This is a genomic window from Mycobacterium sp. 3519A, from assembly GCF_900240945.1.
GTDB lineage: Bacteria > Actinomycetota > Actinomycetes > Mycobacteriales > Mycobacteriaceae > Mycobacterium.
Window position 1 is genome coordinate 383,363 of sequence record NZ_OESG01000012.1, and the last position, 15,191, is coordinate 398,553.

General features: G+C 65.1%; 14 protein-coding genes. 8 read left to right on the top strand and 6 right to left on the bottom strand.

From position 1 onward, the window contains the following. Positions 1 to 18: 18 nt before the first annotated feature. From C1A30_RS04075 to C1A30_RS04095, 5 genes are read right to left on the bottom strand one after another with little or no spacing between them, the layout of a single operon-like run. The gene (locus C1A30_RS04075) at positions 19 to 834 is read right to left on the bottom strand and encodes a carbohydrate ABC transporter permease (RefSeq protein ID WP_101946973.1); all 816 of its coding nucleotides are present in this window, start codon (positions 832 to 834) and stop codon (positions 19 to 21) included. Next, a complete protein-coding gene (locus tag C1A30_RS04080) occupies positions 831 to 1,682 on the bottom strand; it encodes a carbohydrate ABC transporter permease (RefSeq protein ID WP_101946974.1) in 852 nt (283 codons plus the stop codon). The genes C1A30_RS04075 and C1A30_RS04080 overlap by 4 nt, the downstream gene beginning before the upstream one ends. Positions 1,683 to 1,736: 54 nt before the next feature. Then, positions 1,737 to 3,056 carry a sugar ABC transporter substrate-binding protein gene (locus tag C1A30_RS04085; protein WP_101946975.1) on the bottom strand — a complete coding sequence of 440 codons (1,320 nt, stop codon included), beginning with the start codon at positions 3,054 to 3,056 and terminating at the stop codon, positions 1,737 to 1,739. Further along, positions 3,053 to 4,567: an FGGY-family carbohydrate kinase gene (locus C1A30_RS04090; protein WP_101946976.1), complete on the bottom strand. Its 1,515-nt coding sequence runs from the start codon at positions 4,565 to 4,567 to the stop codon at positions 3,053 to 3,055. Before C1A30_RS04090 ends, C1A30_RS04085 begins: the two co-directional genes overlap by 4 nt. Beyond that, positions 4,564 to 5,382, bottom strand: coding sequence for a DeoR/GlpR family DNA-binding transcription regulator (locus C1A30_RS04095; RefSeq protein WP_101946977.1), 819 nt, complete (start codon positions 5,380 to 5,382; stop codon positions 4,564 to 4,566). Before C1A30_RS04095 ends, C1A30_RS04090 begins: the two co-directional genes overlap by 4 nt. A gap of 171 nt (positions 5,383 to 5,553) precedes the next feature. Between C1A30_RS04095 and C1A30_RS04100 the strand changes: the two genes are divergently transcribed. The 6 genes from C1A30_RS04100 (at position 5,554) to C1A30_RS04130 (ending at position 12,308) form a co-directional block, all read left to right on the top strand. Next, entirely contained in the window at positions 5,554 to 5,847 is a 294-nt protein-coding gene (locus tag C1A30_RS04100; RefSeq protein WP_101946978.1) for a hypothetical protein, read from the top strand. Positions 5,848 to 6,235: 388 nt separating this feature from the next. After that, a complete protein-coding gene (locus C1A30_RS04110) occupies positions 6,236 to 7,693 on the top strand; it encodes an aldehyde dehydrogenase family protein (RefSeq protein ID WP_101946979.1) in 1,458 nt (485 codons plus the stop codon). 31 nt (positions 7,694 to 7,724) lie between these two features. Continuing rightward, a complete protein-coding gene (locus C1A30_RS04115) occupies positions 7,725 to 8,486 on the top strand; it encodes an SDR family NAD(P)-dependent oxidoreductase (protein ID WP_101946980.1) in 762 nt (253 codons plus the stop codon). A 15-nt stretch (positions 8,487 to 8,501) separates the two neighbouring features. Beyond that, on the top strand, positions 8,502 to 9,398 hold the full coding sequence (locus C1A30_RS04120; RefSeq protein ID WP_142392543.1) for a DUF6282 family protein: 897 nt from the start codon (positions 8,502 to 8,504) through the stop codon (positions 9,396 to 9,398). Between the two features lie 8 nt (positions 9,399 to 9,406). Further along, entirely contained in the window at positions 9,407 to 10,513 is a 1,107-nt protein-coding gene (locus C1A30_RS04125) for an ABC transporter substrate-binding protein (RefSeq protein WP_101946982.1), read from the top strand. Positions 10,514 to 10,538: 25 nt separating this feature from the next. Then, positions 10,539 to 12,308 (top strand): iron ABC transporter permease, encoded by a 1,770-nt coding sequence (locus tag C1A30_RS04130; RefSeq protein WP_142392544.1) that lies wholly within the window; start codon positions 10,539 to 10,541, stop codon positions 12,306 to 12,308. Positions 12,309 to 12,357: 49 nt separating this feature from the next. On the opposite strand, the gene C1A30_RS04135 is transcribed toward C1A30_RS04130, so the two are convergent. Beyond that, entirely contained in the window at positions 12,358 to 12,921 is a 564-nt protein-coding gene (locus tag C1A30_RS04135) for a hypothetical protein (protein WP_142392545.1), read from the bottom strand. Between the two features lie 128 nt (positions 12,922 to 13,049). On the opposite strand from C1A30_RS04135, the gene C1A30_RS04140 reads away from it, so the two are divergent. Together C1A30_RS04140 and C1A30_RS04145 are read left to right on the top strand one after the other, a co-directional pair. Beyond that, on the top strand, positions 13,050 to 14,753 hold the full coding sequence (locus tag C1A30_RS04140; protein WP_101946985.1) for a methylmalonyl-CoA mutase: 1,704 nt from the start codon (positions 13,050 to 13,052) through the stop codon (positions 14,751 to 14,753). After that, a complete protein-coding gene (locus C1A30_RS04145) occupies positions 14,753 to 15,175 on the top strand; it encodes a cobalamin B12-binding domain-containing protein (protein ID WP_101947621.1) in 423 nt (140 codons plus the stop codon). Before C1A30_RS04140 ends, C1A30_RS04145 begins: the two co-directional genes overlap by 1 nt. Positions 15,176 to 15,191 lie beyond the last annotated feature (16 nt).

A 15,191-nucleotide genomic window follows, 5' to 3' on the forward strand; every position in this document is an offset into this window, starting at 1 on the left:
CGGACGGTCACCAACCTTCTAGAACTTCACCGCGCCACCGCTGATGCCCTGCACCAGCTGACGCTGAATGAAAAAGCTCGCGATGACGACGGGGACGACGGCGATCAGGATCGCGGCGCTCATCGACCCGATCTGCACACCGCGGAACGTGTTGAACCCGGCGATGGCGACCGGCAGGATCGCCGCCTTGCCTGGGGCGAGGATCAAGCCGTAGAACAAGTCGTTCCACGACAGGGTGAACCCGAAGATTGCGGCAGCGCCGATCCCGGGATACACCTGGGGAAGCACGACCAGCCGGAAGGCCTGAAACCGGGTGAACCCGTCGACCTGGGCCTGTTCCTCCAAAGAGCGGGGGACCGCTTCGAAGAAGCCGATCAAAAACCAGGTCACCACCGGCAGCACGAAACTCAGGTGCGCGAAGATCACCGGCACCAGGGTGTCGGTGAGCCGTAGGGCGTAGGCCATCGTCAGGAACGGAAACACCAGCACCGCGGGCGGAAGTACCTGCGCGGCAAGCATTCCGAACCGGGTGACGGTGCCACCGGCCCGGAACCGGGCGATGGCATAGGCGCCCATACTGCCCACGAACAGGCTGATACCGACGGTGCTCAGCGCGACGATGGCACTTCTGCCCGCTGCGGCCAGGATCTCGGAAGACAGCACATTGCGCCAGCTCGCGAAGTCAGGTGTGAACGCCACCAGAAACGGATTACTCAGCTGCTCAGGTGTTTTCAGGCTGGCCAGCGCGATCCACACCATTGGGAAGAGCACCGTGATGGCGGCGGCCCACAGCAGCGCGATGCGGCAGACGGCGAGCGTGCGCGATGACCTCATGACTGCTTGGCCTTCTCCATGCGCCGGAACGCCACGATGATGATCGTCAGCACCAGCAGCAGCACCACAAACGCCATCGACGACGCCGATCCGATGCGGAAGAACTGAATCCCCGTCTGGTAGACGAAGTACTGCAGCGTCTGCGTTTCGGTGCCCGGGCCGCCGCGGGTGGTGGCGAACACGTACTCGAACACCTTCAAGGCGTCGAGCGAGCGCAGCAACACCGCGACCACCAGAACCGGTGCGAGCAGCGGCAGCGTGACGCGACGCAACACGTACCATCCACCGGCACCGTCGACCTTGGCGGCTTCAATCGGTTCCCGGGGAATCGACTGCAGCCCGGCTAGCAAAAGCAGCACCATGAACGGCGTCCACTGCCAGACGTCGATGAAGGCGAGCGTGTAGAGGGCGCGGCCGGGCCCGAAGAAGTCGTAATCGATGCCGATCGCCTGCAACATCCGCGGGATCGCGCCGATCTGGTCGTTGAGCATGAATCGGAAGGTGAGACCGACAGCGATGGGGGTGATGAACATCGGAGCAAGCAACATCGACCTGGTGAGATCTCTCACCCAGCGCTGCTTTTGCAGGGCCAACGCAAGTGCGAGGCCGATGGTCAGTTCCAGCGCGACCGCCACGCACACGAACGTCGCGGTAGTGCCGAACGCCTGCCAGAACGCCGGGTCCTGCAGGGTGGCAGCATAATTGCCGATGCCGACCAGGTCCGGCGCGCCGTGGCTGGTGAGTTTGTAGTCGGTGATGCTCAGGTAGAACGCATACACCAGGGGGAAACCGACCACGCCCACGAAAAGGGCGATCAGCGGTGCGATCATTCGGTATTTGAATGCCACAGCGGCCGTGTCCTTTCCGTCGACGTGATCGGTTTCCGGGTCCTCATGGAGCGACTAGCCCTGGATCTTCTCGGCGGCCGCCTGCGCGGCCGCGAGAGCGTCGTCGACGCTCTTGGTGCCGGCCACCGCTTCGTTCAGTTCGGTACCGACGGCCTGGATCATCTCTTCACCACTGGGGCCCTGGCTCAACGGTGAAGCGTTCGCGAGAATCTGCTCGACGGTCTTGTAGTAGTCCGCGCCGAACTTGCCGTTGAGTACTGCCGGGTTCTTCAGCGTGCTCTGGCGGATCGCGGCGCCGCCCTTCTCGGTTCGTTCGACGTCATGCGCCTTGGAGGTGAGCCATGACGCGAACGCCCAACCCGCATCCGAAGCACCGGAATTGGCCGGGATGGCCCAGCTCCACGAACCGAGCACCTGCTTCCCGCCGGGAATCGGGGCCAGCTTGTATTTTCCGGCCGACGGTCCGGATCCGGGCTCGTTGAGCGCGGGCAGGTTCCAGTTGTAGCTGATCATCGATGCGGCCTGGCCGCTGGACACGGACCGGAACGCCTCGTCGAAGGCCCAGTTCAAGCTGTTCGGCGGTGCGGCGGTGTGGTAGGTGTCGATGTAGGCGTTCAGTGCCCGCTTGGCCTCCGGGGTGTTCAGGCTGGGCTTGCCGTTGGCGTCGTAGATCGAACCGCCCGCCGCGAACAGCCAGTTGCCCCATTCCTCGAAGATCTTGTAGCCGCGCTGCGGCTGCATCGCGATACCCGCACGGTCTCCGACCTTGAGCGCTTTGGAGGTGCTGACCAGCTCGTCGAGGGTGGTGGGCACCTGCAGTTTGGCTTGAGCGAGATCGTCTGTGTTGTAGAGATATCCGAGCGCGTAGTTGTAGAACGGCACGCCGTAGCGCACCTTGTCGACGGTGGTGATCGCCGTCAGCGACGGGAAGAAGTCGGCCGCGTCATAGTCGGGCGTGCTGTCGATGCGGGAGTCCAGCGGCTGCAAGAACTTAGCGTTCGCGAAGTCGACCATCCACGGGTTGTCGACGATGATCAGATCGTAGGCAGGCGATGGCGACTGGAAGGACGACACCAGTTTGTCGCGCATCTGGTCATAGGTCAGGGTCTCGATGTCGATCTTGACGTTCGGGTAGTCCTTGTTGAACTCCGGCACCATGGATTTCACGATGTCGGTATCGGGGACGTTCTCCATCAGGATGCGCACCGTGCCAGAGACGTCCTTGGGGATCTCACCGGATCCGCTCGCCTGCGGCTGCTCGGGTCCGCCGCTGCCCGCGCAGGAGCTGATCAACAACGTGAGGACCGCCAACAGCGCGAGTATGGGGATGGCGGCGAACGGCCGCCTCCGCCGATGTGTCGTGGTGGATATCATTGCGGCACTGTTCCTTTCATTGTTGTTGGATTGCCGATACGTCGTGCCATGGTGTGCGAGATCGGCGCCACCGCGGCACCGAGTTCCCGCCACGTCTGATAGGCGTCGTCGTAGGCCGTCCGCCTCGACGGTTCCGGAACGACCGGCGGGTCGAGCGCGACGAACCGCGCGGCGTCAGACCAGTCGTCGAGTGCGCCAACGCCGATGGCCGCGATCACCGCGGCGCCAAGCGACGCGCCGGGGTGGCCACGGACGGGCAGCATCTCAACGCCGAGCACATCGGCGTGGATCTGCTTCCACAGCGTCGACTTGGACCCACCATTGGTGACCATCACCCTGCTCGGGCCGATACCGATGTCGGTGAACACGTCGAAGTGGTGCCGGAAGCCGAAGGCGATGGCCTCCAACACCGATCGGTACAAATCGGCACGGCCGTGACCAAGATGCATCCCGGCGAACACCCCGCGCAGATCGGGATCGTGGATCGGGCTCTTCTCCCCGAGGAAGTACGGCAGGCACAACACTTCGGCCGGCTGGCATGACGCTGCTTGCTCGTCGAGCACGGTGAGGTCAATGCCGCCGACAAGGGTTTGAAACCAGCGAATCAGGCTGCCGCTGGTGGCCATACAGCCATTCGGCAACCAGTGGCCGGGCACGGGGTGCGCGTCGAGATAGAGCCGTTCGTCGACGACCCTGGTATTGGAGGCGACCAGAATGTCGCCGGCGCCACCGAGTTTCACGAGTGCATCGCCTGGCGCGTTGACTCCGGCCGCGAACGCCGAGAGCACGTGATCGGCGCCGCCGACCACCAGCGCGGTGCCGGCCGACAAACCCGTCTCACGGGCCGCGGCCTCGCTGAGATTCCCGACCTGGGACCCCGGGCGGTGAACCGGCGGCAACACACCGGCGTCGAGGCCGGCGGCGGTGAGCACGGGTTGGGCGATCTCACCGTCGACGGTGAACAGACCCGACTCGAGTGCCCAGTTCTGCTCGACGTGGATCTCGGCGCCCAGCGCCGCCAACACCCAGTCGTAGGAACCGACATAGTGCGCTGTGTTTTCGTAGACCTCGGGCTGGTGTTCGCGCAGCCACGTCGTGGTGGGGGCGACCGACTGTTGGGTCAGCGCCGAACCGGTCATCGTCACCAGGTCGATGTCGGCCAACGCCTGTGCCAGGTCCTGGATCTCGAGGGAGGCCCTGGCGTCGTTCTGCAAGATCGCCCTGCGCAACGGATTTCCATCGCGGTCCAGAGACACGACGGCGGGAACCATGCCTGAGACGGCGATCGCCTGCACCGCGTCGGCGCGGATGTCGCTGCCGGCCACCACTTCTCGGATGGATTCGACAACGTTGCGGTGCCATTGATCGGTGTCGGCCTCGGCGAATCCGGGGCGTGGTGAGTGCAGCGCGGTCTCCCGGGACGCTTGCCCGATGATGCCGCGCGACGTGTCGAACAGCACGGTCTTGGTGCCGGTGGTCCCGATGTCGATCCCGATGGTGTACGAACTCACGGCTGCTCCGCCCGCTGCTCTGTCGGGCCGCCGTTGGCGCGGTTGTCGACGCAGAAGACGTCGACACCCGCGGCGCGCGCGGCCACGAGTGCGGGATGGCCGGGATCACCGTCGGTGATGATCGCATCGATGTCGGCGAGGGCGGCGATGCTGGTGAAGGTGACGCGCCCGAGCTTGCTTTGGTCGGCGGCGACGATCACCCGGTCCGCGCGTCTGCTCGCCGCGCGCTTCACGCGGCTCTCACCCTGGTGGTAGTCGGAGATCCCTCGGTCGGCGTCGATACCCGCCACGCCCATCACGAAGGTGTCGCAGTTGTAGTTGGCCAACGTGTCCTCAGCTACCGGACCGATCAGACTCAGTTCACCCGGCCGAAGTTCGCCGCCGGTCAACACGACTGTGGTCCCGGGCTCGTCGATCAATTCGAGCGATACCAACAGACTCGGTGTCAGAACGGTCAGGCCCAAGCCGCGACCCTTCAACGACTTCGCCACCGCAAGCGCGGTACTGCCGGAGTCGAGGATCAGCGTCTCGTTATGTGCAATGAGGCCTGCGACAGCGTCGGCGATGTGCCGCTTTTCTTCGGCAGCGTCGGCGAGTCGCGCGGCGAAGGCCGGCTCGTTGTCCTTGCCTTGGAGCGCGATCGCACCACCGACCACTCGCCTGAGCACGCCGAGGGTCTCGAGCGCCTCGACATCGCGCCGGATGGTCATCTCGGAGACGTCGAACTCGGCGGCCAACTCCGCGTACGTCACTTCACGCGCGACGGTCACCCGGTGCGCGAGGCGGTCTCGACGCGTCTTCGCATCCATGGTCATAGTCGCCAGCCTTGTGCGTATTTCACAGACAGCACTCCTAGAGGACGACTAAGCCGCTGCGCCGTGGCCAAGTGGTGTTAATTTACAACAGCAAGTTGCACCTTGCATAGGTCTCTGTGAGGATTTTTCACAGCGGAAACATATCAGGATCCGGCCGCCTACGATCGGCGGATGAGCGAACCCGCGACCGCCGATGACGGGCGCTACACCGTCATCGACGGTCGGCGGTGGCGCGCGACCGACCCCGCGATACCCGAGGAGCGTCGGGCAGAACTCGTCAGGATCCTCATGGCCTGGCGCCGAGAGGTGCGCCGCACCAAGGGAACTCCGGAGGAATCGACGGCTAGGGCAGGCGTGAACGCGGCGAAAGTCGCGTTAGGGGAGCGCGGAACGCCGCCGTGGTGGGAACAGACCGACGAGCACCGTCGGGCGCGGTGGCAAGCTCAGGTGCCGGAGCCGAGCTAGCGCTACCAACAATGCGGGTTGGACGTCTACCTTCCTGAGCGGGACGCCACGTTGGTCGTGTTCGTTGACTCCGATGCGCCCGAACCACATTCGGCCGGACAGATCACGTACGCCGTGACCCAGCTCGTGACGCCGGAGAACGTCTAGGAACTCGGCCCACAACCGCCGCAGCTGCTCGACGACCCGACGCCTGACTGGGGGAGCGCCGTCTCTATGGCGCGGAAATTTATCGGCCCGATGGTTAGACCAACAGTCATTGGAATGGTAAGTTCCTTTGCCGTGACGGCTGCCACACCACCGCCCTGGAAGCGACGGCCGTCACATTGACCTGCGGCCCACGTGTCCTCACCGCCTTCCGCGAGCGCTGACAGATCGGAGATGGCTACGAATGCATGACGAGGCGAACGCCCCTGTTCCTTTCCGCGGCATGTTGATCGACGGTGAGATCGTCAAGGCCTCGGACTCGGCCACGCTGCCGTCGATCAACCCGGCCACCGAACAGGCGATCGGAGAGATTCCCGACGCGACCCCGGAGGACGTCGACCGAGCAGTTCGGGCAGCACGGGGGGCTTCCACCGCATGGAGTGAGACCCCGTGGTCCACACGTGCGCAGATCTTGAACCGGTATGCCGACGTGCTCAGCGACCACGCCGACGAGTTGGCGGTGCTCGACGCCGTGGACGCCGGGTTGCCGGTGAAGAGCATGCGCGCCGATGTGCTGAGCGCGGCCGCCGAAATCCGCTATTTCGCGGGACTGGCCGGGGAGACCAAGGGGCGAACGTTCCCGAGCGGCCCCGACGCCCTCACGTATACCGAGTTCGTCCCGTATTCCGTTGTGGCCCGGATCGTTCCGTTCAACCATCCGATCAAGTTCATCGCCGGTAAGGTCGCCGCGGCGCTGGCCGCGGGCTGCCCCGTCGTGGCCAAGCCGGGGGAGCAGACCTCACTGTCGGCGTTGCGGTTGGCGGAATTGGTCCGCGAACTGTTCCCGCCAGGTGTCATCAACGTGATCACGGGGACCGGTCGGCGGGCCGGCGAGGCGTTGGTCGCGCACCCCGACGTTCCACGCGTGGCATTCACCGGCAGCGTCGCGACCGGCGCACGGATCGCGCAGGCAGGCGCCGCGACGATCAAGCACGTCAGCCTGGAGTTGGGTGGGAAGAACCCGATGATCGTCTTCCCGGACGTGGACGTGCCGCAGGCGGCCGCGGCGTCGGTGGCCGCGATGAATTTCGCGCGGTCGATGGGGCAGTCCTGCGGTTCTGCCTCGCGGGTGTTCGCGCATGAGGATGTATACGACGAGTTCGTCGCGGCGCTGGCGGACAAGGTGGGCCGACTGCGCGTCGGGGACCCGTTGGACCCCAGCACCGATATGGGCCCGCTCGCCTTTCGGGAGCACTACGAGAAGGTGATGTCGTTGATCGCGGGCGGTGTCGCAGAGGGCGCCCGCCTGGTGTCCGGCGGCGGCCGCCCGGCGGGTCTGGACACCGGGTTCTTCCTGGAGCCCACGGTGTTCGCCGATGTCACGATGCGCATGCGCATCGCACGTGAAGAGATCTTCGGACCGGTCGTCTGTGTGCTGCGCTGGCGCGATTACGAACAGATGATCGCCGAGGTGAACAGCCTCGACGTGGGGCTGACCGGAAACGTCTGGACCCGCGACATCGCCATGGCGTTGCGCACAGCGCGCCGGATCGAGTCGGGCTACATCTCGGTCAACGGCACGGGAAAGCGTCCTGCCGGCGCACCTTTCGGCGGCTTCAAGACCAGCGGGATCGGCAAAGAGAGCTCGATCGATGAGTTGTTGAGCTACGGACGCGAACAGTCGGTGACGGTAACCCTTTGAGCAGCAACAAAAGACGGATTGAAGGAGCGGCATGACGCAGCAGAACCGGACAGTGATCATCACCGGCGCGGCGCACGGAATCGGCGCGGCGTACGCCGACCGATTGGTACGCGACGGTTGGAACGTGGTGATCGCCGATCTGGATGCCGCCGCGGCCGAGGCGAAGGCCAAGGAGTTGGTGGGCAGCGGCGGCAGGGCGCTGGCATACCGCGCGGACGTCTCCGACGAGGCGGACGTCGCCGGCCTCGTCGAGGCGACCGTCGACGAGTTTGGTTCCATCACAGGGCTTGTCAACAACGCGGCGGTGTTCTCGGTGGTGCCGATGTCGCGCGCTCCCTATGACGACATCCCGTTGGACGAGTGGGATCTGATGCTGCGCGTCAACATCCGCGGGACCTGGCAGATGTCGCGTGCGGCGCTGGCCAACATGAAGGCAAACGGCTACGGCAAGATCGTCAACATCAGCTCGGGGACCGCGCTGAAGGGCTCGGCCAGCCGAATCCATTACGTGTCGTCGAAGGCGGCGATTCTCGGGTTGACCAAGACGCTGGCCCGCGAGGTCGGCGCCCTGGGCGTCACCGTGAATTGCGTTGCGCCGGGCAGCACTCTGAGTGAAGAGTCACCCGATGAGTCGGTGATCGAGCACCGTAAGGCGCGTATCGCCGACCGTGCGCTGCCCCGCGTGCAGGTGCCGGCCGACCTCGTCGGAGCCGTGAGCTTCTTTCTGTCCCCAGACAGCGATTTCATCACCGGCCAGACCCTCGTGGTCGACGGTGGCACGGTCATGCACTGACGGGAAGGCGGCATCGTGCATACGGTTTATGACGACCTCGTCCGTGGAGTGGTGGATCTCCACTGCCACATCGACATGGAGTTCTCGCAGACGTCGTTTCGCAAGGCGCTGCCGGAATGGGAGTGGCTGCCGCGCGCCGAGGCGGCGGGAATGCGTGGCGTGGTTCTCAAGTCGCACCTGTGGCCCACGACGACAGCGACACCGTTCCTGTCGCAGTTGTATCAAGGACCCGTCGAGGTGTTCAGCAGCATCACACTCAATCCGCTGGCCGGCGGTCTCGACCCATGGGCTGTCGAAGCCGCCGTCGCGATGGGGGCCAAAGTGGTGTTCATGCCGACGTGGGGCGCGCGCAACGATCATGAACGGCACGGTTTCGGCCGACGCCTCAGCGCCACGTTCGACCACTTCGACGGTGAACGACTCGCCCGGCTCACGGTGACCGGCCCCGACGGCAGGCTCACCGACGACGCTCACGAGATACTGCGGCTGGCAAAGCAATTCGATGTCGTGCTGAGCACCGGGCATGTGTCCTGGCAGGAATCACTGGCGATTGCCCGCGAAGCAAATGCGATTGGCTTCGAACGGCTGATGTTCGGGCACCCGTTGTCGGGTTCGGTGGGGGCGCCGTCCGACGCCGCGATCGAGGCCGCGGGCCTCGGCGCCTTTCTCGAGATTTGTTGGCCGACCATCGCGCCGGGTCGCCGCGACCCCGCGGAAGTGGTGAAGCTCATCGGTGAGGTCGGTGCGTCGCGCATGGTGTTGACGAGCGACTTCTTCGGGGGGAGCAATCCGTCACCGTCGGACTTGCTGCGGATGCATCTGGGCGCGTTGTTCGATGCCGGCCTGGATGCGGCCAGCATTCACATTGCGGCGGTCAAGAATCCAAGTCAACTGGTCGGGCTCGACACGTGAGGAGCGCCATGCGAGATCTGACAACCGGTGCGCGATCGTTGTTACGGCTGCTGCTGGTCGCCGTCCTGGCCCTGGCGGTGGCCGCGTGCGGCTCGAGTCGCACGGTCGACAACGGCAGCGCCGAGGTAGCGATGTACACCGGCAGCGATCGTGCGCAGAAGCTCCTCGACGGCGCCAAGCAGGAAGGGAATCTGTTGTGGTACACCACGATGATCCCGGATCAGCTCGCCAACCCCCTCATCGACGCGTTCAAGAGGAAGTACCCGTTCGCCAACATCGAGCTGTATCGGGGTAATTCGACTGACGTCGCGCAGAAGGCGCTGCAGGAGTACCAGGCACAGAAACACACGGTCGACCTCGTCGACGGAACCGGAACCGCCTCGCTGCTGAAACAGGGAAATGTGCTGCAGCCGTTCACCTCTCCGGAACTGGCGAGCTATTCGGACAATCTGAAGGACCCCGACGGGTACTGGGGCTCGGAGCTGCAGTACTTCATGGTGCTGGCTTACAACACCAAACAGGTCAGTCCGACCGATGTGCCAAAAACATACGAAGATCTGCTCGACCCTCGCTGGAAGGGCAAGATGGCGTGGAGCACCAGTCCCACCTCCGGCGGCCCGCTGTTCATCGGCAACCTCATCAGCGCCTGGGGTCAAGACAAGGCGACGTCGTACCTGCAGAAGCTCGCCTCCCAGGACATTCGCAACACGAATTCCTCCGGTCGCGCAGTACTCGACCAGGTGGCCAGTGGGCAGGTTCCCATTGCCCTCGAAGTGTTCAACGACCAGGTGGAGGCGAGTAAAGCCAAAGGCGCACCGGTGGATTGGGTGGCGCTGGAACCCGTCACCGCGCAGCTGTCGCGGATCTCACTGACCAAGGCGCCACCGCACCCGCATATGGCGATGCTGTTCCTTGACTTCATGTTCTCGGAAGAGGGTCAACGTGTGATCCAGGCCGGGGGAGGAATCCCCGCACGGCCGGAGGTCGACGCGATGATCGCGAGTTTGAAGCCGGCCCAAGGCGGGTTCAAGGCGCAATACACCAACCCCGATCAAGCCTTCGACCAGACCAACAAGTGGACGGACCTCTACGAGCAGCTATTCGTCAACAAATAGGACCGATGATCGCCGAGGAGTTGACGTGACGACCACCCCGCCCATGGAGTCAACCCTGGTCCTGGAGCGCGATCCCGACGAACGCCCACAGCTGGAACGCAAGATCCGGGCGCCACGACCTCGGCGATCGGGCGCACTACCGCTCAGCGTCCTCACGATCGCAGTGGCGGCGCTCGTCGTGCCGCCACTGATCAGCATCGTGATTCGCAGCTTCACCACGGTGACCCCGCTCGGCGAACCCGGTGAGCCCACACTGGGCAATTTCGCCGCCCTTGCCAACCAGGGTGGGCTGACGCAGACGTTGATCAATACTGCGGTGACGACAATCGGTTCCACCCTGCTGGCCCTCATCATCGGGGGCGGACTGGCCTGGATGGTGGAACGTACAAATGCGCCCGGCGGTGGCCTCTGCCGCCTGATGATGCTCATCTCGCTGTCGGTTCCCTACATTCTCTACGCAATCGCGTGGATCATGCTGCTCGGCCCCGACGGGCCCATCAACTCGGTCACTCGGCACGTCGGCTTCACGATCGGGGCGAACTCGCTGACCGCCATGATCATCGTCGAGGCATTGATCGCCGTGCCGCTGGCCTTCCTGTTCATTGGTGCCGTTCTCAGGACCATCGATGCTTCACTCGAGGAGGCCGCCGCCACTTCGGGCGCGGGGCATTTCCAGACCCTGTTACGGGTGACCGGCCCGTTGGCACTGCCGGGGATTCTCGGTGTCGGGCTGCTCATCCTCATCCGGATCCTCGAATCGTTCGAAATCCCCGCCCTCGTCGGGCTGCCCGGCGGCATCCACGTCATGACCACCATGATTTTTCTTGACTCCCAACGCTTTCCACCGGACTACGGAACGGCTGGCGCCTACGCGGTGCTGCTGATGCTGGCCGTCGTGGTGCTCCTGTACTTCGCGAACCGGCTCAACCGGCGCGCCGACGCATTCGCCACCGTCACCGGCAAACCGACCCAACCCCGCACCATCGACCTCGGCAACAAACGATGGGTCGGCACCGCCGCGATCGCCGTCTTCGGGGTGTTCGCGCTCATTGCCCCGATGGTCATCATCGTCTGGGCCTCGCTCGTCACGTACTACCACGCTCCGTCGCTGTCGGGGCTGGCCGAGGTCACCCTCGACAACTATCGCCAGATGTTCGAGCAGGCGACGTTCCTTCCGTCCGTGATGAACACCATCGTCGTCGGTACGGTGTCGGCCACGGCGGTGACGGCGATCGCCGCAGTCGGCGTTTTCCTGAGCCTGCGGCTGCGCGCGCCTGGCGGTCAGTTCTTCGACCAGTTCGCGATGACCCCACTCGTCATTCCTGGTGTGATCCTTGGTTTTTCGCTGGCGGCGTTCTATCTTTCGGTACCTCTGCCGATCTACGCCACGCTATGGATCCTTCTCATCGGCTATACCACGCGTTATCTTCCGTTCGGAATGCGTTACGCCACGGCCGGGATGATTCAGATCCACCGGTCACTGGAAGAAGCAGCGGAAGTCGGGGGAGCGCGCCACTGGACCACGTTCCGCCGCGTCGTGCTTCCGATCGCCCGGCCTGCCCTGGTGGCGGGCTGGATCTTCATCTTCCTCATGGCCAGCAAGGAGTTGTCCATGTCCGTCCTACTCGCCAGCCCCGGCAACGAGGTGCTGTCCGTGTCGATGTATCACCAGTGGATCAACGGCCAAACCAACCAAGTCGCAACTGTAGGGGTGCTGTGGGCGGCATTCCTCTGCGTCGTCATGCTGGCGCTGTTCCTGTTCAGTCGCCGCCGCGGCGTGTCATTCGCGGTCTGATCCGGTCGCAAATGAGTTCGCTACCCCCCAAGAATCGACGCAGAATTCGTCACCCCGGTTGGCGAGTGAATGCTGTTGTGCCCCAACTCAACGGCGCCGCGGTCATCGACGGTTGGGGCCGCGCGGGCCGTTCAACCGGGCGGCCCCGAATCGAGGCCAGCCAGGCCGCGTGGTGGTCCACCGGCTTGCCGGTGCGCCTGTCGGCCACCTTCCAGCGGCCCCTCTCGATCATCCGCATGACGAACTCGGCTTCGGAGAGCGTGAGGGACTTCTGGCTGGCGGGCCGCCCCCGGTCATCGTTGATCAGTTCGCCGCAGCGCTCGGCCGCAGCCTTACGCACCTCGCGCCGATCGACATGCGTGCCCACACACAGCATGTGGTCACGCAGCGTCATGACCTCGCGATCGGGCGACCGCGGGAACACCCACCTTCCTGCGATCTCGCCCTGAGCCTCCAGGCAGTGCGCGGCCCGATGCCAGGACTGCCGGGTCGCGCGCTTGCTGATGTCGTACCCGTGGTCGCGGGCGATCTCCAACACCGGGATCAAGGTGCCCGGTTCCTTCTCTGTGGCGTCGATGATGGCTCGCTCGAGCTTCCCGTGTCCTCCGCTCATGAACTCCAGTGTGTTCCGCGAGCGCAGCACACGTTGCTGTTTCTCTCCCGCGATCCCACGACTTTGCAGGGTAATCATGGTGCGCCCAGCATTTAGGCGGCAGAATCACCCGTGGAGGTGTTGCGCTGATGCCCAGAAGCGACCTTCGTCAGGCCCCCACAGGGGACGAACCGGTGTCAGTCGGCCGGGATCGCTGGCGCGCGCGCTTCGAGGCCGCGCGCAAGCGGGACGCCGACTTCACGACCCTCTCCGGTGTCGAGGTCGAGCCCGTGTACGGGCCGGACGACTGTGCGGTCGTCCCCGGCTTCGAGCGGATCGGATGGCCAGGGCAGTATCCGTTCACCCGCGGCCTTTACCCGACCGGCTACCGCGGCAAGCCCTGGACGATCCGCCAGTTCGCCGGGTTCGGCAACGCCACGCAGACCAACGAGCGGTACAAGCTGATCCTCGCCGGCGGCGGCACCGGGTTGTCTGTCGCATTCGACATGCCGACCCTGATGGGCCGCGACTCCGACGATCCGCGCTCGCGTGGTGAGGTGGGGCACTGCGGGGTTGCCGTCGACTCGGCCGCCGATATGGACGTGCTGTTCGACGGGATACCGCTCGGCGACGTCACGACGTCGATGACGATCAGCGGCCCGGCGGTGCCGATCTTCTGCATGTGGGTCGTCGCGGCCGAGCGCCAAGGGGTCGCCCATGCCAACCTCGACGGCACCCTTCAGACCGACATCTTCAAGGAGTACATCGCGCAGAAGGAATGGCTGTTCCCGCCCGCGCCGCATCTGCGCCTGATCGCCGACCTGATCGAGTGGTGCGCCGCGGAGATCCCGCGCTACAAGCCGTTGTCGGTGTCCGGCTATCACATCAGGGAAGCCGGCGCGACCGCGGCACAGGAGCTCGCGTTCACCCTGGCGGACGGCTTCGCCTATGTCGAACTAGGCCGCTCGCGCGGGCTCGACGTCGATGTCTTTGCGCCCGGGCTGAGCTTTTTCTTCGACGCGCACGTGGACTTCTTCGAGGAGATCGCCAAATTCCGTGCCGCGCGGCGGATCTGGGCACGCTGGATGCGCGACGTCTACGGCGCCAAAACCGAACGCGCCCAATGGCTGCGCTTCCACACGCAGACCGCTGGTGTCTCGCTGACCGCCCAGCAGCCGGACAACAACGTGGTCCGCACTGCGATCGAGGCGCTCGCCGCCGTCCTCGGCGGGACCAACTCACTGCACACCAACGCGCTCGATGAAGTGCTCGCGCTGCCGTCCGAGCGGGCCGCGCGCATCGCGCTGCGCACCCAGCAGGTGATCGCCGACGAGACCGGGGCGGCCAACGTGGTGGACCCGCTCGGCGGGTCGTGGTACGTCGAAGCGCTCACCGACGAGATGGAGCGGCAGGCCGAGGCGATCTTCGAGCGCATCCGCGAGATGGGCGACGATGGCACGATGCTCGGCGGCGTCCTGCGCGGAATCGAAAACGGCTGGTTCACAGGGGAAATCGCAGAGGCCGCCTTCGCCTATCAGCAAGCGCTGGAAAAGGGCACGAAGAAGATCGTCGGCGTCAACAGCGCCGTCGAGCCGGACGACGACGATCTGGACATCCTCCGCATCAGCGCGGGCGTCGAACGCGAGCAGTGCCGAGTCCTCGTCGAGCGGCGCGCCGGGCGCGACGACGGCCGCGTGCGCGCGGCACTCGCGGCGGTGGTCGAGACCGCGAAGGGCGACGACAATCTGATCCCCCCGATGCTGGAGGCGGTGCGCGCCGAGGCGACGCTCGGGGAGATCTGCGGTGCGCTCCGCGACCTGTGGGGCGAGTGGACGGAAACCCCGCGGTTCTGATGACCGACAACAACATTGGGCGGGGCACCATCCGCGTGGTCGTTGCCAAGGCCGGCCTCGACGGTCACGATCGCGGTGTCAAGATCGTCGCGCGGGCGCTGCGCGACGCGGGCGTCGAGGTCATCTACACCGGGCTGCATCAGACGCCTGAACAGATCGTGCAGGCGGCAATCCAGGAGGACGCCGACGCCGTCGGCGTGTCGATCCTGTCCGGAGCGCACATGACCCTGTTCCCGCGGATCGTCGAGCTGCTGCGCGAACACGACGCCGCGGACATTCTCGTCTTTGGCGGAGGCATCATTCCGCGCGAGGACGTTCCCAAACTCAAAGCCGTTGGCGTCGCGGAGCTGTTCATGCCGGGCGCCTCGACCGAGGCGATCGTGGAATGGCTGCGCGGCGCGGTACGTACCTCGGCGTCGTGAGACGCCAAGGAGCAGC